Origin of the sequence: Paenibacillus terrigena DSM 21567 (assembly GCF_000374845.1) — a bacterium.
Lineage (GTDB): Bacteria > Bacillota > Bacilli > Paenibacillales > Paenibacillaceae > Paenibacillus_K > Paenibacillus_K terrigena.
In genome coordinates, this window is the sequence record NZ_KB895412.1 from 706,314 (window position 1) to 725,000 (window position 18,687).

Sequence of the window (18,687 nt, forward strand, 5' to 3'; positions counted from 1 at the left end):
TGGGCACTTGCGGGGTTTCGTTGTTTTTTAGAGCGCGGCTAATGCCGTCAGCACGCGCTCGTAGTAGGCATCGCCATGGGGCACGAAGTCGTGCCGCCCAAGGCGAACGCTACAGGCGGAGAGCGCCGTCACGCCGTCGGCGCTCTCCGCCCCCGCAGGGTCGAGCTGGCCTGGCCGCTCGCCCAGCGGGAACGCGATGCCGCGCGCGTCGACCGACTCGCGCACGCCAGCGAGCAGTTCAAGCATCTCGCGCAGCGATGCTTGGTAGAGCCCAGCCACTTCCGACGCCTGGAGGCGGTAGGATGTGAGGGGTTGATCGCAGCGTACGCCGAATAGGTGGCAGTACTCGCGATCGATGAATGAAACACCGCGTACTTCGCCGGTGTTCTCGTATTGCGCCTCCCCGAGCGGGGTGAGAGCTTCGAACGCGACCGCGAGGCCAAGCTCTTCTTCGAGCTCTCGCGCTGCCTGACGCACGGTCTCGCCGGCTGCGAGATGCCCTGCTGCCGTAATATCGTAGTAGTTCGGGAACGTGTCCTTCAGCGCGTTGCGCTGCTGGAATAAGACTTGACGATCGGCACCCTCCCCGCTAACGATCCAGCAATGGAAGGATTGATGCCAGTAGCCCTTCGCATGTACTTCGGACCGCGCCGCTACGCCGAGATGATTCATGGCTTCGTCATAGATATCGAATAGCTCTTCATCTTTCGCATTTGTGATTGCCGCCATGCCGTTCGTATCTCCTTTATACTCCCGCAGAAGGCTCCGTCTTCGTCAATTGTGATGTGCAATGTCCGCAGCGTGTAGCTTGTACCGGAATCGAAGAATAGCAATAAGGACAATCTTTCGTTGTTGGCTCTGCAGCCACTTCTTCTTTTATCTGTTCACGCTTCAGCATGTTGATCCCTTTGACCAGCATGAAGACGCAGAAAGCAATAATGAGGAACTCTATAAGTACATTAATAAATTGACCATAAGCAATGACGGCCATGCCTGAATCTTTTGCTTCTTTGAGTGTGCTAACCTCATGTCCATTGATCATCTTGGTCGCCTCAAGCGGAATATATAAATCTTTAAAGTCAACCGCACCAAGCAATCGTCCAATCGGTGGCATAACGACATCATTGACGACCGAAGTTACAATTTTACCGAATGCTCCCCCAATAATAACCCCGACTGCGAGATCAATCACATTCCCACGAACGGCAAACTCTCGAAATTCTTTCATGATTTTCATTGAATCCAATCTCTCCTTTACCCATACTAGCTAATTCCAATATTAACATTATAGGGTGTAATTGATTTGTTTAAAACAAGGTAATCCTAGAAAATACCGTCAAAAACCGAACGAATCCTCTTTCACCATGTCGAATTATGCGGTATACTTCTACTTTATAGTGTACAAATAACGGAGGGAACCATTGTGAAATTGCTGCGTGATAAAGTCATCTCAGATGGCATCGTACTCAATAATCAAGTTTTGAAAGTAGATTCGTTCTTGAATCATCAGATGGATCCTGTGCTCATGCAGGAGATGGGCAAGGAATTTGCTCGACTATTCGCAGAGCAGGGCGTGACCAGAGTTTTGACGATTGAATCCTCAGGGATTGCGCCTGCGATCATGACGGCATTAGAGCTAGGCGTTCCATTAATTTTTGCACGCAAGCAGAAATCACTAACACTTCGCGAAGATATCTTCACAGAGAAGGTCTATTCCTTTACGAAGCAAGAGACGAATGAAGTGACCGTATCCAAAAAATTCATCCATGCAACGGATCGCGTACTGATCATCGACGACTTCTTGGCCAATGGGGAAGCGGCATTCGGTCTAGCGCGTATCGTCGAGCAAGCAGGAGCGAGCGTTGCGGGAATCGGTATTGTGATCGAGAAGGCCTTCCAGCCCGGTGGGAAGAACCTTATCGAAGCGGGTTATCGCTTGAAATCCCTCGTTCGCATTGCTGGACTGGAAGATGGACAAGTCCAGTTCGTAGAAGAGGATGAAGCGTAACATGCAACTGAATCGCCATCCGCTCAAGACCTTATCTCTTGGGTTTCAACATGTCTTAGCCATGTATGCTGGCGCCGTTATTGTACCGCTTATTGTAGCGGGAAATCTCGGGATGAGTCAAACAGAATTGACATATCTGGTCGGTATTGATCTATTAATGTGCGGTGTGGCGACATTACTGCAATTATGGAATAACCGGTTTTTCGGTATCGGATTGCCTGTCGTTCTGGGCTGTGCTTTCCAAGCGGTAGCACCCATGATTACGATAGGAAAAGTGTATGGCATTTCCGCAATCTATGGCGCTATTATCGCATCAGGCTTGTTCGTCGTGCTTCTCTCCGGCTTATTCGGCAAATTAATTCGATTTTTCCCGCCTGTCGTAACCGGTTCGGTCGTGACCACGATTGGAGTTACCTTGATTCCTGTTGCATTGACTGATTTGGGCGGTGGACAAGGGGCGGAAGATTTCGGAAGTCCACAGAACTTAATACTCGGATTTGGCGTTCTCATCGTCATTATCCTCATCAATCGCTTCACCCGAGGATTTATGCGTGCGATCTCGATCTTACTTGGTTTGGTGCTGGGTACAATCGCTGCTGGCTTTATGGGCAAAGTTAATCTTCATCCGGTGCTCGAAGCAAGCTGGCTGCATCCGATCAAGCCGTTTTATTTCGGTAGACCGACATTCGAGCCGTCTGCTATTCTGACGATGATTATCGTCGCGATCGTAAGTATTGCGGAGTCGACAGGGGTCTTTATGGCACTCGGCAAAATTATGGACCGTGAGATTACATCGAAGGATTTGGCGAAAGGGTACCGCGCAGAAGGTCTTGCGATCATGCTTGGCGGTATATTTAACGCTTTTCCTTATACGACTTATTCGCAGAATGTAGGTCTCATTCAGATGAGCCGCGTGAAGACACGAGATGTCATTGTGACGGCAGGGGGGATTCTCGTCCTACTCGGATTCGTACCGAAAATCGCCGCGATGACGACGATTGTCCCGACCTCCGTTCTAGGTGGCGCAATGATTGCGATGTTCGGAATGGTCGTGTCATCCGGGATTCGGATGCTCGGATCGTCGGTTGATCTGAACAATCATGAGAATTTGCTGATTATTGCTTGTTCGGTTGGGATGGGTCTTGGGGTTACGGTTGTGCCGAATCTGTTCCACGCGTTGCCGGGTGAATGGAAGATTCTAACGGAAAACGGTATCGTTGCAGGAAGTTTTACAGCGATCATTCTTAACATTCTATTTAATGTTCTGCGTCGGAGCAAACCGACAGATACGGAAGAAGTATAAACGCAACCCCTCTAAGCGGTAGACGCAAAGAGGGGTTTTTCATGCTTTTCTAAGTCTTTCCTGTATATCTGCAGTGTAGAGCCGATATTTTCATGCAACTGCAGAGCTAAGTTGTATAATTGCAGGATAGCGGGCGCAAAAAGCACGAATCAGCGCTTGAGAGTCTAAAAGTTACTGCAAATATACATCGTAGGTAGGAGTTACGGTCGAAATGTAATCCCTACAATGTATCAAATCCATGATAGGAAGGGCAGTGGCATTATTAATTAAATAGATATGAGTGCGTACGAAGCATGCTAACCGTGCGCCGTCATCAATTGAAGCGCACCTGGCTGGATCTCAGCGGTAAGCGGCGTTACCGCGACTTGTTCACCGTCGCCGAAGCCGATGCGCTGCAGCTCGGATTGAATCTCAATCTTCGAGGCACGGAGCATTGTGACGAACGGGAGCTTCGTATGTCTACCGAAGAGAATAGTAGGGAATAGTCGCAACAGCTGCCATTTCGTGCAGCGATACACGACGCATACATCTAACAGGCCGTCGTCCGTACGAGCTTCCGGACAGATCCGCAATCCGCCGCCGTAGGAGGTCGTATTCGTGACCGCGACCAGCCAGGCTTCATTGAATATCTGTGCTGTGCCGTCGTCCAATAGCAGTTCAAGCCGTGCAGGTTGATAGTGGAACAACGTTTGCAGCACGCCGATAATATAAGCAAGCCGTCCGATGCCTAGGCGGTTGCACCAAGCTTTGTAGCCGCTCGCGTTCACCGCGTTCGCGACCTCCGCGTCGAAGCCGACCGCGAGCGCCGTCAGCGTGCGCTCGCCGCCGGCCGTGCCGATCAGGTCGATGCTGCGCATACGACCCGACAGAGCCACATCCAGCGCAGCCAGAGGCTTACGCGGGATGCCGAACCCCCGCGCGGTATCGTTCCCCGATCCCGCAGGGATGACCGCGAGCGGAATGCCGCTCGCGGAGAGCAGCGGCACGATACTATGGATCGTGCCATCACCGCCGAGCACCGCCACGAGCGTGGGCGGATGCTCTTCAATCGCATCGCGCACGCACTGCTGCGCCTGTGCCGCGCTAGAGGTGATGGCGTAGCGATAGGGGACGCCTCGCGCCTGTAGGACAGGCTCGATCTGGCCCCATACGCGTCCGCCTGCACCGTTGCCGGCTTGTTCATTGATGATGAAGAAATACAAGTAAAATCGCTCCCCAGTTGTCATGTCTTGAGATCATTATAGGAACAGACCTGGGTACGCGCAATCCTAAACTCTTATGAACGTTAGAAGGCCTCCCGTCCGAAGAGGGGAGGCGCTGCTGCTAATCGTGAATTTATTTATCCGATTGATCTTGATGGAGCCTTGGATGAACTTGTTTCTTTTGGTTTTCGATTTCATCTTTTTTGGGTACCAGCCGCGGGTCCGTCTTACCTTCGTGGTGGTTACCGAACATATACTCTTTGAGTTCCCATTCGGTTGTTCCGAGAACGAGATTAGCCGGGAAAGTCTGTCCGCGATGGAGATGCTCTTCTTGTCCTAATTCATTCGTATAGATGCCGTCAACTTCAACCCGTTCGTGCGTGACGGGATTCATGTCTTTCTCCTTGCCCATGCAATCTAGCCCCTTTCAATCAAAGGTAATCTTACTGAACTCATTACCCTTAACTTCCCCAGCCAATCGCAGAGCTATGCATCAGGTACCTTATAACAATCGTAATCCGCAGGAAGGACAATCGATATGCCGATCCGTCACCAAGGAATGGCAAGCGGGGCATGTATCCTCGAACGGTCCGAGCTCCTTGGCCACCCGTTCAGCTTCGCGTGACCGAGCTTCTTCCTCTACCTTCTGCTTGTCCGAAGCTTGTGGGCTGCCACCGAATAGGGCTTCCACATACTTCTTTATTTCTGAATGTTTGTCTGAGTCGTCCGTCGTCGCTTTAATAATAATAAAAAAAATGATGAGGATGATAACAACAACCGCGATGGACAGTGTTGTGCCGATCCAGTTCACTGTATCGCTGTAGTGCGGCGCTTGCTCAGACATCGGTTACTTCCTCCTTGTAGGTTGGTGTGCAAGTAATCGAAATGGAAAGAATACGTAGAACAGGGCAATGAGCCCGAAAAGAATGGAACTAATGAGAACGACCTTCTGTGTACTCATAACGGAAGCGAGATAACCACCAAGCACCGGACCAATCATGACGCCTATGCCTTCGACCGTCGAGAATATCCCCCAACCGAGTCCTTGCTGCGCCGGTGGTACATATTGTGCCAGCAGCGCATTCCATGCAGGAAGCACGGCAGCGTAAGAGATGCCGAGTACAATGGCCCATACGTAAGCCATGCCAAGGCTAGGACCTTGAGAGATGGAGAAGAGGGCAAAGGCGAAGATCAAGAACCCCAGCACGAGGAACCATTTCTTGCCGAACCGATCGGACAATCGTCCCATTGGAATCAATCCGATAACGGTACAAGCTCCACCGAAGAGCAGGAGCAGCGTATATTCCGTATTCGTGAGATGCAGCGATTCTTCTGCGAAGCTCGGCAGGATCGGCACGATCATACTCGCCCCGGTCGTCTGCAGAATCATCCCTGGCAAGAGCGGCTTCATAGCCCGAAGTCGATCCTTAAGAATCATAAGCTGCTCACGGAACGGGATGGCCCTGACTTGATTGACTTTCTTATTCGTCATGAACAAGGATAGAATCCATGCCAAGATGGAGAGCGCGACGAGAATCCAATAAGTAAGGATGGGATGGTGTTCGATAACAAGATTGCAGACAACAGGCCCAAGACCCATGCCGACAAGCCAGATCGTATAGAGAAAACCCATTTGCGTGGCGCGGTTCTCTTCCGTCACTTTGGTAAGACAGACAATCCAGATGGGAGAGATGCCGATACCATAAAGAGCTGAAGCTAGAACGAAAACCCATGCCGTATGGGCATATTGGAATAGAAACATCCCAGCACATGTGATTAGCAAGCCGGTATGAACAATGAAGCGGATCGAGAATCGATCGAGCAAATAACCGATCACAGATTTGAGTACCGTATCCGTCAAATAATGGGCAGTCACAGCGACGCCGATCATTGCAACAGGGATGAAGAGAATATTTTTACCGTAAATCGGAATGAAACTGATGAGTGCCGCACCGCGAACGAACTCAACAAGGAATAGAATGGTGGCGAGCAGCCACATTTCAAGTCCCATGGACAATGTATTCTTTTTCAGCATAACAACGTATAATCTCCTTTAAATGATGCAGCTCATGGCAGCGATATCCAATAATTTTAATATACACGATGGGCGTTCAAATGAAAAATAATCAATCATTACAGAAATGTAAGGTTACCATCCTTTTCTGAAAGGTAAATCAGTGTTTCAGATCGAATAGAAGCTTTATACTTGGAAATAAGTGAAATGCATGGTTCATGCAAGGTAAATTGACTAAAGCGAGGTCGACGAACATGTCTAATGATAATATTGTGGTTCAGCTCGAACATGTAAGCAAAGTAATTGGCGGAAAGACAATCATTAACGATTTATCCTTTTCCGTTGAGCGCGGCGAAGTATACGGATTTCTAGGCCCGAACGGTTCCGGTAAAACAACAACGATCCGCATGATGCTCGGACTCATCTCGATGACGAAGGGTGAAATCTACATTGAGGGTCATAGTGTACGTAAAGAACGATCGAAGGCCGTGTCCTATGTTGGCGCAATTGTAGAGAATCCTGAGATGTACAAATATATGACGGGGTATAAAAATTTGATCCATTTTGCCCGGATGAGCGCAACGCCGGTAAGCAAAGAGCGGATTCAAGAAATAGTGAAGCTCGTCGATCTGGAGAAGGCGATTCATCAGAAAGTGAAAACTTATTCCCTTGGGATGCGGCAGCGTCTAGGGATTGCGCAGGCACTCCTGCACGAGCCATCGATTCTCGTCTTGGATGAACCGACGAACGGACTTGATCCAGCAGGGATACATGAATTGCGCGATTACTTGCGTAAGCTAGCTTCCGAAGAGAACATTGCCGTCGTGGTCTCCAGTCACTTGTTATCCGAGATCGAGTTGATGTGTGACCGTGTCGTCATTATCCAGAATGGTCAGTATGTTGATGAGCGTACGATTAAAGGCGTTGATTTAACACATCAAAAGCAGCCGGTTGCGATTGAAGTGGATGACCGCGTGCTTGCGAAGCAGCTCCTTGAACCTTACGACATTATTAATATCGAACAGAATATTGTTGTCGTTAATTTGGAGAAGGGTCAGATTCCTGATGTTATCGCACAACTTGCGCAGCATCATGTACGGATCTATCAGGTGGCGACGCAGAAAGAATCGCTCGAAGATATGTTCTTGTCGTTGACCAAAGGGGGAGAACGTTAATGTTTATGAAGTTATTTCAGAATGAATGGATGAAGATGAACAGCAAGAGACAAGGGTTGTACTTCAACCTGTTCATCATCGCGTTGATGGGCGGAATTGGGCTGGTCATTAAGCTCTTCGTTAAAGGTGCTTCGGAAGAGATGGATGCTTACATGTTCTTGTCCTTACTGTCCCAAATGATGCCGATGATCATTATGCTGTTCGGGGTTGTCATCGGGGCGCAGATTGTTACGGATGAATTCAAGGATGGTACGATTAAGCAGCTATTGATCCGTCCAGCGAGTCGAGCTTCTGTGCTCATGTCCAAATATGTTGCAGCGATCGGGATGTTCTTATTGACTTATGTCGTGATGATCGTTGCAGGATTTGCGATTGGTGCCGTACTTTTTGGTGTAGGCGAAGGTTCCATTGTTGATCAGATTGTCTCCGTATCGTATGGCATACCTTTCTCGATTTTCTTGCTCACGGTATCCTTTGCAGCCGGCGTATTTACGACAAGCCTTGGATTATCCATCGGAATCGGACTCTTCATCAATATCTTCAGCAGCATGTTCGGCTTAATGGCAGGTACGAAGGAATGGTCCAAATATGTCGTGTTGAAGTATACAAGTCTTGCGCCTTATGCCAAAGGAGCCGTGGATTCATTAGGCGTGAATATGTGGTTTGCTCTGACAATACTCATTCTCTCGATTGCACTATTCGCAATTTTGAGCATCGTTCGATTCAAAACAAGAGAAATTAATTAATTAATATTAAATTTAGAATCGCTGTCCGTCCTTATGGGACGAGGGCAGCGGTTCTTTTTGCGCTTCCCTCAATAAATGGAATTTTTATAATCCACTGTAAACTTGGCATGGTTATGATATAATATTCTTTAGGAGGGTTTTTCCAATAAAAAACGTAATATGTGGAAATGGTGAATCTTTTCCGCGTTCTCTAAAACGGAGCATGTCTACAAAGCTTTGGGAGGGAATTTTTCATGGCAACGAAGGGACACAATGAAGTAAGGGAAAGTATTAAAGAAATGGCACGTATTTTCCGACCTAAAGATCCTCGTAAGTTTGTGAAAGAATATATCCGAAAGTACCATATTATGGGAGGCTATGAAGAAGAGCTGACCACGATTGTTGAACATGAATTGGTAAAACTACAGTCTTAATCAAATACAGACCGCCTACGCGAATGAAAACATTCGTACAGGCGGTTTTTTTTGTGAAATTTGCATATACCTATATAATGTAAAATTCGATTTCAGGTTTTCGCGAAGTGTGTCGATAAAGTGTTGTGATGTGGTGGATTACGGAAGAATTTGGAGTCAAAACGGAGGGGTCTAGGTGTTGTGAAAGCGGAACGAAAATATATTGAAAGCGCATACAAATCGCGTAGTGGTGCGACTTTTCTGACTTTTAGAACAATTTGTGAACTGGTGTATAAACATTGACAAAAATTCCCCCGGAAATTATAGTTAATTACGTGATACTGTTAATTGACAAGCGATTAGCATCCGTGTTAAAGCACGTAGATTGCTTATTTTGGGGAACGTCGCAATCTATGAAAATGTAAAAAGTGGGGTTGATCAATGATGAATCGGTGGCATGCAGTAAAGCGGCTCCTTCCAATTTTGGCAGGTTTGACGCTTTTACTTTCGGCTTGCGGCCGTGCGGATCTGTCTACGTTACAGCCGCAAGGACCTATTGCAGAGAAGCAATATGATTTAATGAAATTATCAATTGGTATGATGACCGTCGTAGTCGTGATCGTGTTCTTGATCTTAGCCTACGTGCTCATTCGCTTCCGTAGACGCCCAGGGCAGACGGAAATACCGAAACAAGTCGAAGGCAGTCACAAATTGGAGATCATTTGGACCGTAATTCCGATCATCCTATTGGTGATTCTTGTTGTGCCTACCGTCAAGTACGTGTTTGAGTTTGCACAGGATTACACGAAGGATAAGAATGCGATTCAGGTGAAGGTCACCTCGCACCAATATTGGTGGGAATTTGACTATCCTCAGCTCGGAATTAAGACCGGTCAAGAACTTGTGATTCCGACGACGAAGAAAATTTCTCTTCAATTAAACACGGTTGACGTGCTTCACTCATTCTGGGTTCCATCTTTGTTCGGTAAGATCGATACCAACCCTGAAGGTAATACGAATAAAATGTACTTTGAAGCGCCAAAAGCTGGCGTTTACCGTGGGAAATGCGCGGAGTTATGCGGTCAGTCTCATGCCTTGATGGATTTTAAAGTCAAAGCAGTAGATGAAGCGAAATTCGATGCATGGGTTCAAGAAATGAAGGCTCCAGCTGTATTGCCTCAAGATCCTGCGCTCGCAGCAACATTCGAGAAGAAATGTCTTTCTTGCCATGCTGTAGGGGATAAAGGCGGCACACTTGGTCCGAACTTAACAGGCATTGGTAATAAACAAGCGGTTGCTGGTGTATTACTGAATGATGAGGCGCCTGTTGAAGAGAACTTGAAGACATGGATTAAAGATCCAGTGAAAGTAAAACCAGGCTCCAAAATGCCTAAAGTTACTTTGACACCAGAAGAATTGGATGGCATTTCGAAGTATCTTGCGAATTATAAATTACAATATGACAACGGGAAGTAAGGGAGGCAATAACCTTGGCTCATTCGGTAAAAAGGTATCACGGGTTAATGGATTGGCTCACAACCGTTGACCATAAGAAAATCGGTATTCTGTATCTTATCGCCGGCGGATTGTTCTTTCTAATCGGCGGTATTGAAGCGATTCTCATTCGGATTCAGTTGATGCAGCCGAAAATGGATTTTGTATCCGCACAGACATTTAATGAATTGATCACGATGCACGGAACGACAATGATCTTCCTTGCGGTCATGCCAATCATCTTCGCCTTGATGAATGCGATTATTCCGCTTCAGATCGGTGCGCGTGACGTAGCGTTCCCGTTCTTGAACTCACTCGGATTCTGGACATTCTTCTTCGGCGGCTTGCTCTTGAACTTGAGCTGGTTGGTTGGCGGAGCACCAGATGCAGGTTGGACGTCGTATATGCCGCTTGCAAGTAATACATACAGTAACCACCACGGGGTGGATTTCTACTCCATCGGGTTGCAGATTGCCGGTATCGGTACGTTGCTCGGTGGGATTAACTTCCTCGTTACCATCATTAACATGCGTGCGCCAGGCATGACCTTCATGCGTATGCCGATGTTTACATGGGCGGTATTCATTACTTCAGCATTGATCTTGTTCGCATTCCCTGCGATTACTGTAGGTTTGGTTCTACTTACATTTGACCGCCTATTCGGTGCGAATTTTTTCGAAATCGCCAATGGCGGTAACGCAGTGCTATGGGAGCATATCTTCTGGATCTTTGGCCATCCTGAAGTATATATCCTGATTTTGCCGGCATTCGGTATTATTTCAGAAGTTATCTCAACGTTCTCAAGAAAACGGTTGTTCGGATACAGCTCCATGGTATTCGCGACGATTTTAATCGGGTTCTTAGGATTCATGGTATGGGCCCATCACATGTTCACGGCAGGTCTAGGACCTGTAGCGAACGCATTGTTCTCAATTGCGACGATGCTCATTGCCGTACCAACAGGGATTAAGATCTTTAACTGGTTGTTCACGCTATGGGGTGGTCAGTTAACATTCAATACGTCAAGTTTGTTCGCTATTGGATTTATCCCAACATTCGTCATGGGTGGGGTCACAGGGGTTATGCTTGCATCTGCGCCAGCTGACTTCCAGTACCACGATTCCTACTTCGTCGTAGCGCATTTCCATTACGTTATCGTCGGTGGTCTCGTATTCGGACTATTCTCAGGTTTGTTCTACTGGTGGCCGAAAATGTTCGGACGCGTATTGAACGAGAAGCTTGGTCAGTTGACGTTCTGGACATTCTTTGTCGGGTTCCATATGACATTCTTTATTCAACATTTCTTGGGCTTAATGGGGATGCCGCGTCGCGTGTTCACGTACTTGCCGAACCAAGGTTTTGATACGATGAACTTAATCAGCACCATCGGCGCGTTCTTGATGGGTGTAGGTACGATCGCATTCTTGATCAACATCGCGGTTACAGCTGCGAAGCCGAAAAATGCACCAAACGATCCTTGGGTAGATGGTCGTACTTTAGAGTGGACGATTCCTTCTCCTGCACCGGAATATAACTTCAAACAAACGCCGCTCGTGCGTGGTTTGGATGCTTACTGGAAAGAAAAAATGGCGGGTAATAAGGAAGTTCCAGCAGCTGAGCCTGTTGGTTCGATCCATATGCCTTCACCATCGATTATTCCATTCATGATGTCGGTTGGATTGTTCATCGCAGGCTTTGGATTCATGTTCGCGAAGGATGAGTTCGCAAGCAGCTTCGTAGGCATGTTGTTCAACAATTATATCGTTGCAATTCTCGGTTTGGTTATTACATTCGGCGGTATGTTCTTACGTTCCGTATTTGATGATCATGGTTGGCATATTGAACCGGAGGAGCTTGAAGATAAGGGGGTTAAAGCATGAGTTCGCACGCAGAACATTTAGACGGCCAATTGCCTCATGAGCCGGAGAAGGCGACCCTGGAAGGACGCAACAAAGTCCTTGGATTCTGGTTGTTCCTCGGCGGGGAATCGGTATTGTTCGGAACTTTGTTCGCGACGTTCCTTGCCCTTCGCGATCAGATCGCAGACGGTAAACCGGGAACAGAGTTGTTCCAATTACCGACAGTGGCTCTGGCTACGTTCATACTCTTAACGAGTAGTTTGACGAGCGTATTCGCTACCCAAGCGCTTCATCGTCACAATGTCAAAGCAATGATCAATTGGTTGATCGTTACTGTTATTCTTGGATTAGGGTTCTTGGGTCTAGAGATTTATGAGTTCTTCGAGTATGTGCATGAAGGGCATAAATTTACGACAAGCGCATTCAGTTCTTCGTTCTATACGCTAGTTGGTTTCCACGGTGCTCACGTAGCATTCGGGGTTGTATGGATCGGAATTCTCATTGCTCAAATTTTCAAAAAAGGGTTAACGGTCGTAACCGCCCCTAAAATTTATGTAGCAGGTATCTACTGGCACTTTATCGATGTCGTGTGGGTATTCATCTTCACAGTTGTTTACTTGATGGGAAAGGTGGGCTAACGAATGTCAACACAGCATTCCGCTTCTGACTCGGCGAAGCACCGTCATCGCCACGAGGGACCTGGAAAACATATCGTAGCATTTATTTTCTCCATTGTTCTGACCTTAATCGCCTTCGCAGCGGTGATGGCAGGAGAAGTGAACAAGACATTTACGTACATCATCATTATCGTGATGGCTGTCCTGCAAGTCATTGTTCAATTGGCTTACTGGATGCACATGAAAGACCGCGGGCATTTGATGCCAATCATTTTCCTTTTTGGCGGAGCTTTGATTGCCTTTACAGCTATTATCATGGCCGTATATTGGGTTTGGTGGTAAAATAAGTAGAGGGGGGCAGTCATTGCTGCCCCTCTTTTCATGGATGAAGCCCGTCCCTCTCGGACGGCAGTGTCCGTTCAATTAAGGAGGGATCAAGGTATGCTCGGCTTAGAATATTTTAGCTTCTCGGATTTATGGAGTCCTTGGTTTTTAATGCTTATGATCGTGATTACAGCTGCATATTTTGTGATCATTGGTCCGCTTCGTACTCGATTTACCGAAGAAGGGACAACGAAGTTAGGGCAGAAAGTATGTTTTGTAGCTGGGATGGTGTTATTCTATTTGGCGCAAGGTGGTCCGGTCAATTTCTTAAGCCATTTGATGTTCACGTTCCACATGCTCGCGATGGCATTATCTTATATTATTGTGCCACCGCTCATTATACTTGGAATTCCAACGTGGTTATGGCGCTCGGTATTCCGCTATCGCCCGCTGCATAAATTGAAGTTTTTAATGCATCCCATTTTCACCGCAGTGCTGTTCAATGCGCTGTTCTCACTCTATCATGTTCCCGCTGTTCACGATTATGTCATGCTTCATTTTGTAGTCCATCGGATCTATTATGTGGTATTATTAATTACCTCGATGATGATGTGGTGGCCAATTCTCAGCCCGATTCCAGGTGGCAAGCTGCAGGATGTTAGTAAGATGGCGTATATCTTTGTGAATAGTGTCTTAATTACACCGGCTTGTGCTTTGATTATTTTCGCTGGAGAACCGATGTATGCGACGTATAATGATCCGAATGTATGGGCTCAGGCCATGGGATATTGCTTCTCGGGCGATCCGAAGGTTCTGCTCGAGTTGTTCGATGGGCCTACGTTCTTTAATATCTTAGATCCGATGCAAGATCAACAAGTGGGCGGCATCATGATGAAGTTCATTCAGGAGCTTGTGAACGGATCAGCACTGGCTTATATTTTCTATCATTGGGTAAGAAGAGAAAGCCGGGACGATGATATGGACGAACTACCGATCATGGGCTCGGAGAATTGGAATAAAGCATAAGGTGATGAGGAGTAGAACGGAGGGTTTGCGTGGATATTTTTACGATTTTTCCGACGATTAGTACAAGTTTTATTGTGATTAGTGCGATACTCGTCGCGATCGGTTGGGTACAGATTATTAAGGGCAAGCGGAAGGAACATGAGAAGACGATGATCGCTGGAGCGATTGCGGCGTTGTTGTTCTTCATCATCTACATGTCGCGTACGGTCTTTGTTGGTAATACGGCATGGGGTGGGCCAGATGATCTGAAATTATATTATCAGGTGTTCTTGATCTTCCACATTACGCTTGCAACAGTGGCTGCGGTGTTCGGTCTAACGACACTCACCTTGGCATTCAAGAAGAATTTCGGGAAGCACCGCAAATGGGGGCGCGTCACGGCTGTTACTTGGTTCTTTACAGCGATTACAGGCGTTGCGGTCTATGTGCTACTGTATGTTCTCTATCCAGGTGGTCACACTAAACCTGTGATTGATGCCATTTTTGGTTTCTAGAAAAGAATAAGTGTTCCAAGGTAATAAAGCCGATGAATTCTTGCATTGCAAGAGCTCATCGGCTTTTTGTATAAGCGAATATAAGTTTCTGGGGTCCCCGCAAAGTAACTGAATCGCTTCGAAGTCAAAGCACCACTTTGTGGGGTATTTATTCGGCCATTCGAGTTAATGTTTTCGATAGCAATAAGAGGATGATACCGAGAACAATGGATAGGCCGCCAATTGTGCTGAATACATTGAAGTATCCGAGTGTATTGATCTTGGATGCGAATTGTCCACCGACGATGTTTGCGATCCCCGTACTCGCAAGCCATACTCCCATGAGCAGCGAAGTGAGCTTGACGGGTGCGATCTTGTTCACGAGTGATAGTCCGACAGGGGACAGGAAGAGTTCCCCAACCGTATGGAAGAAATATGTTGCAATAATAAATAGAATGTTCGCCTTCTGCACGATATGTTCACTATCGCTGCCTGTACGTAGCACGGCAAGGATTAATACGGTGTAACCGACACCAAGTAAGATCATGCCAAGACCCATTTTCGTCGGGATATTAAGGTCGCCGCGTTTGCGCTGAGACAGCTTCATCCAGAGCATTGATACAACGGGAGCAAGCAGGATGACGAATAACGGATTGATCGACTGGAACCAAGCGGTAGGAACCTCCCAGCCGAAGATCGTCTTATCGATAAATTGATTCGTATACAAGGTGAGCAAGCTGCCAGCTTGTTCAAATCCGGCCCAGAAGAAAATCACGAAGCAGGTAATGATTAGGATTACCGTAGTCCGCTGCTTCTCTTTTGGCGTTAATGGGGCAGTGGATTTCTTCCCGCCCTTGTTGATGGCAGCCATATCGCTTACAGGCTTCGTACCGAGATCACCTAGGTAACGCGGAGCGAGAATATTGAAAATAATCTGCCCAATAACCATTCCAATACTGGATGCAAGGAATCCGTATTTGTAGCCATATACGATCGTATCCATCATGTTCGTCTTGAAATAATTCTCGGCAAGATAGCCGCAGATGAGTGGAGAGATGAGTGACCCTACATTAATCCCCATATAGAAAATCGTGTAGGCCGAGTCGATACGTCGGTCGTTCTTCGGATACAAATCCCCGACAAGGGTAGAGATATTTGGCTTGAAGAAGCCGTTCCCAATAATAATTAGCGCCAGACCGCTATACAAGGCGGGAACACTCTGTGAAGCGAACAAAGCAAAGTTGCCGAGTGCAATAGCTATACCACCGATCGTGATCGCTTTGCGACGGCCTAGATACCGGTCGGTTAAATATCCGCCTAGTAGCGGCGTGAAATAACAGGCGCCAGTAAAGAATCCATAGACAGAGATCGCAGAGCTCTCGGAGAACCCCAGCCCGCCGCTAATGAATGCTGCAGTCAAATAGAGGACGAGCATCGCCCGCATGCCATAGTAACTGAACCGTTCCCACATCTCGGTGAAGAACAGAATATATAAGCCTGGTGGATGCTTTTCCTTGTGTGCATGATGAGGAAGGTCGTTTTGTAGGGTGGTCAAGATGGTTCCTCCGTTTCGTCTGTATACAGTAAGACATTATATCTTTAGTGCATTAAATTTAATGTTTAGTTATAGTTATCGATTTTAGTTGGTTTTATGATCAGCAGTCAAGGCGATGCATCACACCCATTTAAGTTTAAACTTTGGAATACCATAAATCTTGAATAGAGGTTTCTTGCATAGGGAATAAGAAACCCCTTGCTGTGAAAGGAATGAATTCGTTTACATAAATTATTGAAAATGGAACGAAAAATTATGGATCAAAAGTGTGGTGGAAAGTGTTGACAGTGCGATAAGCACACTATATACTGTGTATAAAGATATATACAGTATAAACACTGATGAAACATAAATTACTTAGTCAAATGCTTGAGAGGATGATATACGTGCAAGTCATACGAGATGCATGGTTTTTAACGAAAATGGAATATGGGGGATTAAGGTATAGAAATCTATTCTCGTTCATCATGATTGCCTATATTACGCTGATGGCGATTCCACTGACTCGTGGCATTCATGCGATAGATAAGGAACCGTCGCTCGCATACGTCTTCATTGATTTCTATTTCTTAACGCTTGTACCCATATTCGGTTTTTTCTTCAACAAGAAATCGATCAACTATCATCGAGACGATTCCTATACCGTAAATCTGGCGCATTTGCGTACGATGCCGATTTCGTTCGAAGCCATGATAGCCAGCCGGATTATCGAGATGATTATACCGTTAGCCGTGAACGGAACGATATTTTTTACCGTACAGTATCTGTTCGCGGAGCGAGTATTTGATGGCATGACCTTGGCACAATATATAAGTTATGCAGTGATGTGGTTAGGATATGCAGTATTGGTATCGGCGGTATATATTTATTCCGAACTAACGCAAAGCGGCAAAAGATATCTCATGGTAACGATCGTCATGATGGTCTGCAACGTCGCCGCAGCTCTCATTTGTTGGTTCGCCAAAGTTAGCGTAATGGTGTTCACGGTAGACATCGCGAAGCAAAGTCCGGTGTTAACGCCAATCATCATGGTCATAGCAAGTTGGTTGGCTATGTATATATCCTTGACCGCCGTCAGACGGAAGTTGAAGATACGAGACCTAATGTAGCCATAAGCCATAACAAGAGATTCGGAAGAGAAGAGGTGGGAAGGTGTGGATCCCCATTCAGATAAATGAGAATAGTGCAGAGCCTTTGTACCACCAGATTGAAGTGCAGCTTCGGTCATTGATCTTAAGCGGCCAAGTGGAGGAAGGGACACTGCTGCCATCGATCCGAGAGTTCGCGAATGATCTGAAATGCAGTGTGATCACCGTCCGTCGCGTCTATCAAGATCTTGAATCTGAAGGGCTGCTGCGTACAAAGCAAGGCACAGGAACCTTTGTAGCCAAGGTTGGATCCGATGAACGAGACAGACATCGTAGAACAGCGGTAGTTGAGGCGATGGAATCGGCCGTGGATGTTGGCATGCAGGTACAATGTACGAAGGAAGATCTCAAGGCGATTTTCAAAGAAGTATTAGATGCGAAATATAAGGGATAACGGCAAAAAATGCAATGATTGAATATGGGGTGAGCGCATGGAAAATATGGTTGTTCGTATGAAAGGCATTGTGAAGGAGCGAGGGACGCTCCAGATTGGGCCGATGGATCTGGACTTTCCGAGCGGCTATGTGACCGCAATCGTAGGGTCCAATGGTTCAGGGAAGAGCACCTTGATGAATATGATGATGCAGCTCGTCCATCCCGATCAAGGGCAGATTGAACTGCTTGGTCATACGCTTGCAGGAGAACATCAGTGGGAGTTAAAGAAACGAATTGGCTATGTGATGGAGAAGTCATGGAACGATCAGAATGCAGATACGCTCGAGCGGATCGTCACAGAAATGAAATATTGGTATCCAACATGGAACCAGGCGCTCTATGAACGAATGGTTGACGTGTTCGAGATCGATCCGAAGCAGCGGTTCGGCAAAATGTCTAAGGGAACCCGCAGGAAGTGTGAGTTCATTATCGGATTTGTCCATGAGCCGGAATTACTGCTGCTGGATGAGCCTTCTTCCGGATTAGACCCTTTGTCATGGAAGTTCATGTTAGATGAGATTAGAGCGTATATGGATCGTGGAGATCGTGCTGTTATTCTAGCCTCACATATCATCGATGAAGTCAAACGATTAGCCGATTATGTTGTGTTTATGCACAAAGGGAAATTGCTGGGTAGATATGAGAAGGACCAACTGATTGATGACTGGAAGGCTTTGTGGGTAGAAGCTTCGCCAGAAGTGGTGGATCGGGTATCGTTAAGACGGCTTGGCGGTGTGATGGCGCTGGAGAATGAAAGCCGGAATGTTGTTAAAATTGTAACGTTAGATGTCTCGATGACTGAGATGGCGCTAGAGCAAGCTGGGCTTCGTGTACTTCGTACCGGTGGCGTGGAGTTGGATGAAATTTTAACGTATTTGATTCAGCAATCTTAAGTATATTTTTTAGAAGGATTCGG

21 protein-coding genes are annotated in these 18,687 nt (G+C 46.8%); 14 read left to right on the forward strand and 7 right to left on the reverse strand.

Going from position 1 to position 18,687, the window contains the following annotated elements:
- Nucleotides 1-27: 27 nt before the first annotated feature.
- Nucleotides 28-729: an NUDIX hydrolase gene (locus C558_RS0103225; RefSeq protein WP_018754788.1), complete on the reverse strand. Its 702-nt coding sequence runs from the start codon at nt 727-729 to the stop codon at nt 28-30.
- 16 nt (nt 730-745) lie between these two features.
- Nucleotides 746-1,237, reverse strand: a complete 492-nt coding sequence (gene mscL / locus C558_RS0103230) for a large conductance mechanosensitive channel protein MscL (protein WP_018754789.1) — start codon at nt 1,235-1,237, stop codon at nt 746-748.
- A 186-nt stretch (nt 1,238-1,423) separates the two neighbouring features.
- On the opposite strand from mscL, the gene C558_RS0103235 reads away from it, so the two are divergent.
- The gene (locus C558_RS0103235) at nt 1,424-2,008 is read left to right on the forward strand and encodes a xanthine phosphoribosyltransferase (RefSeq protein ID WP_018754790.1); all 585 of its coding nucleotides are present in this window, start codon (nt 1,424-1,426) and stop codon (nt 2,006-2,008) included.
- Between the two features lies 1 nt (nt 2,009).
- Complete coding sequence (locus C558_RS0103240) at nt 2,010-3,311, forward strand: nucleobase:cation symporter-2 family protein (protein ID WP_018754791.1); 1,302 nt, start codon at nt 2,010-2,012, stop codon at nt 3,309-3,311.
- 296 nt (nt 3,312-3,607) lie between these two features.
- On the opposite strand, the gene C558_RS0103245 is transcribed toward C558_RS0103240, so the two are convergent.
- The 4 genes from C558_RS0103245 to C558_RS0103260 all read right to left on the reverse strand — a co-directional run bounded on the left by C558_RS0103245 (nt 3,608) and on the right by C558_RS0103260 (nt 6,548).
- Nucleotides 3,608-4,513, reverse strand: coding sequence for a diacylglycerol/lipid kinase family protein (locus C558_RS0103245; protein ID WP_018754792.1), 906 nt, complete (start codon nt 4,511-4,513; stop codon nt 3,608-3,610).
- Between the two features lie 133 nt (nt 4,514-4,646).
- Nucleotides 4,647-4,925 (reverse strand): hypothetical protein, encoded by a 279-nt coding sequence (locus tag C558_RS0103250; RefSeq protein WP_018754793.1) that lies wholly within the window; start codon nt 4,923-4,925, stop codon nt 4,647-4,649.
- A 90-nt stretch (nt 4,926-5,015) separates the two neighbouring features.
- Entirely contained in the window at nt 5,016-5,357 is a 342-nt protein-coding gene (locus tag C558_RS0103255; protein ID WP_018754794.1) for a hypothetical protein, read from the reverse strand.
- Between the two features lie 3 nt (nt 5,358-5,360).
- Nucleotides 5,361-6,548, reverse strand: coding sequence for an MFS transporter (locus tag C558_RS0103260; protein ID WP_018754795.1), 1,188 nt, complete (start codon nt 6,546-6,548; stop codon nt 5,361-5,363).
- A gap of 233 nt (nt 6,549-6,781) precedes the next feature.
- Between C558_RS0103260 and C558_RS0103265 the strand changes: the two genes are divergently transcribed.
- The 9 genes from C558_RS0103265 to C558_RS0103305 all read left to right on the forward strand — a co-directional run bounded on the left by C558_RS0103265 (nt 6,782) and on the right by C558_RS0103305 (nt 14,654).
- Nucleotides 6,782-7,702 carry an ABC transporter ATP-binding protein gene (locus tag C558_RS0103265; RefSeq protein WP_018754796.1) on the forward strand — a complete coding sequence of 307 codons (921 nt, stop codon included), beginning with the start codon at nt 6,782-6,784 and terminating at the stop codon, nt 7,700-7,702.
- Complete coding sequence (locus tag C558_RS0103270) at nt 7,702-8,448, forward strand: ABC transporter permease (protein WP_018754797.1); 747 nt, start codon at nt 7,702-7,704, stop codon at nt 8,446-8,448. Before C558_RS0103265 ends, C558_RS0103270 begins: the two co-directional genes overlap by 1 nt.
- A 233-nt stretch (nt 8,449-8,681) precedes the next feature.
- Nucleotides 8,682-8,861: a hypothetical protein gene (locus tag C558_RS0103275; RefSeq protein WP_018754798.1), complete on the forward strand. Its 180-nt coding sequence runs from the start codon at nt 8,682-8,684 to the stop codon at nt 8,859-8,861.
- A gap of 420 nt (nt 8,862-9,281) precedes the next feature.
- Nucleotides 9,282-10,316 carry a cytochrome c oxidase subunit II gene (gene coxB, locus C558_RS0103280; RefSeq protein WP_018754799.1) on the forward strand — a complete coding sequence of 345 codons (1,035 nt, stop codon included), beginning with the start codon at nt 9,282-9,284 and terminating at the stop codon, nt 10,314-10,316.
- A 47-nt stretch (nt 10,317-10,363) separates the two neighbouring features.
- Nucleotides 10,364-12,214 carry a cytochrome c oxidase subunit I gene (ctaD, locus tag C558_RS0103285; protein ID WP_051106831.1) on the forward strand — a complete coding sequence of 617 codons (1,851 nt, stop codon included), beginning with the start codon at nt 10,364-10,366 and terminating at the stop codon, nt 12,212-12,214.
- A complete protein-coding gene (locus C558_RS0103290; RefSeq protein ID WP_018754801.1) occupies nt 12,211-12,831 on the forward strand; it encodes a cytochrome (ubi)quinol oxidase subunit III in 621 nt (206 codons plus the stop codon). The genes ctaD and C558_RS0103290 overlap by 4 nt, the downstream gene beginning before the upstream one ends.
- Before the next feature lie 3 nt (nt 12,832-12,834).
- Nucleotides 12,835-13,152 carry a cytochrome C oxidase subunit IV family protein gene (locus C558_RS0103295; RefSeq protein ID WP_018754802.1) on the forward strand — a complete coding sequence of 106 codons (318 nt, stop codon included), beginning with the start codon at nt 12,835-12,837 and terminating at the stop codon, nt 13,150-13,152.
- Between the two features lie 99 nt (nt 13,153-13,251).
- Nucleotides 13,252-14,160 (forward strand): cytochrome c oxidase assembly factor CtaG, encoded by a 909-nt coding sequence (ctaG, locus tag C558_RS0103300; protein ID WP_018754803.1) that lies wholly within the window; start codon nt 13,252-13,254, stop codon nt 14,158-14,160.
- A 29-nt stretch (nt 14,161-14,189) separates the two neighbouring features.
- A complete protein-coding gene (locus C558_RS0103305) occupies nt 14,190-14,654 on the forward strand; it encodes a DUF420 domain-containing protein (protein WP_018754804.1) in 465 nt (154 codons plus the stop codon).
- Between the two features lie 148 nt (nt 14,655-14,802).
- Here the strand turns inward: C558_RS0103305 and C558_RS0103310 are convergent, their stop codons facing one another.
- The gene (locus C558_RS0103310) at nt 14,803-16,188 is read right to left on the reverse strand and encodes a peptide MFS transporter (RefSeq protein WP_018754805.1); all 1,386 of its coding nucleotides are present in this window, start codon (nt 16,186-16,188) and stop codon (nt 14,803-14,805) included.
- Between the two features lie 386 nt (nt 16,189-16,574).
- Between C558_RS0103310 and C558_RS0103315 the strand changes: the two genes are divergently transcribed.
- The 3 genes from C558_RS0103315 to C558_RS0103325 are packed head-to-tail and all read left to right on the forward strand — an operon-like array spanning nt 16,575 to nt 18,664.
- Nucleotides 16,575-17,297 carry a hypothetical protein gene (locus C558_RS0103315; protein ID WP_018754806.1) on the forward strand — a complete coding sequence of 241 codons (723 nt, stop codon included), beginning with the start codon at nt 16,575-16,577 and terminating at the stop codon, nt 17,295-17,297.
- A gap of 43 nt (nt 17,298-17,340) precedes the next feature.
- On the forward strand, nt 17,341-17,730 hold the full coding sequence (locus tag C558_RS0103320; RefSeq protein WP_018754807.1) for a GntR family transcriptional regulator: 390 nt from the start codon (nt 17,341-17,343) through the stop codon (nt 17,728-17,730).
- Between the two features lie 37 nt (nt 17,731-17,767).
- The gene (locus C558_RS0103325) at nt 17,768-18,664 is read left to right on the forward strand and encodes an ATP-binding cassette domain-containing protein (RefSeq protein ID WP_018754808.1); all 897 of its coding nucleotides are present in this window, start codon (nt 17,768-17,770) and stop codon (nt 18,662-18,664) included.
- Nucleotides 18,665-18,687 lie beyond the last annotated feature (23 nt).

Excerpts from the sequence above, each read along its gene's own strand:
- C558_RS0103225 (WP_018754788.1), bottom strand. The coding sequence starts at position 729 with ATGGCGGCAATCACAAATGCGAAAGATGAAGAGCTATTCGATATCTAT.
- mscL (WP_018754789.1), bottom strand. The coding sequence starts at position 1,237 with ATGAAAATCATGAAAGAATTTCGAGAGTTTGCCGTTCGTGGGAATGTG.
- C558_RS0103240 (WP_018754791.1), top strand. The coding sequence starts at position 2,010 with ATGCAACTGAATCGCCATCCGCTCAAGACCTTATCTCTTGGGTTTCAA.
- C558_RS0103250 (WP_018754793.1), bottom strand. The coding sequence starts at position 4,925 with ATGGGCAAGGAGAAAGACATGAATCCCGTCACGCACGAACGGGTTGAA.
- C558_RS0103255 (WP_018754794.1), bottom strand. The coding sequence starts at position 5,357 with ATGTCTGAGCAAGCGCCGCACTACAGCGATACAGTGAACTGGATCGGC.
- C558_RS0103260 (WP_018754795.1), bottom strand. The coding sequence starts at position 6,548 with ATGCTGAAAAAGAATACATTGTCCATGGGACTTGAAATGTGGCTGCTC.
- C558_RS0103265 (WP_018754796.1), top strand. The coding sequence starts at position 6,782 with ATGTCTAATGATAATATTGTGGTTCAGCTCGAACATGTAAGCAAAGTA.
- C558_RS0103270 (WP_018754797.1), top strand. The coding sequence starts at position 7,702 with ATGTTTATGAAGTTATTTCAGAATGAATGGATGAAGATGAACAGCAAG.
- C558_RS0103275 (WP_018754798.1), top strand. The coding sequence starts at position 8,682 with ATGGCAACGAAGGGACACAATGAAGTAAGGGAAAGTATTAAAGAAATG.
- coxB (WP_018754799.1), top strand. The coding sequence starts at position 9,282 with ATGATGAATCGGTGGCATGCAGTAAAGCGGCTCCTTCCAATTTTGGCA.
- ctaD (WP_051106831.1), top strand. The coding sequence starts at position 10,364 with ATGGATTGGCTCACAACCGTTGACCATAAGAAAATCGGTATTCTGTAT.
- C558_RS0103290 (WP_018754801.1), top strand. The coding sequence starts at position 12,211 with ATGAGTTCGCACGCAGAACATTTAGACGGCCAATTGCCTCATGAGCCG.
- C558_RS0103295 (WP_018754802.1), top strand. The coding sequence starts at position 12,835 with ATGTCAACACAGCATTCCGCTTCTGACTCGGCGAAGCACCGTCATCGC.
- ctaG (WP_018754803.1), top strand. The coding sequence starts at position 13,252 with ATGCTCGGCTTAGAATATTTTAGCTTCTCGGATTTATGGAGTCCTTGG.
- C558_RS0103325 (WP_018754808.1), top strand. The coding sequence starts at position 17,768 with ATGGAAAATATGGTTGTTCGTATGAAAGGCATTGTGAAGGAGCGAGGG.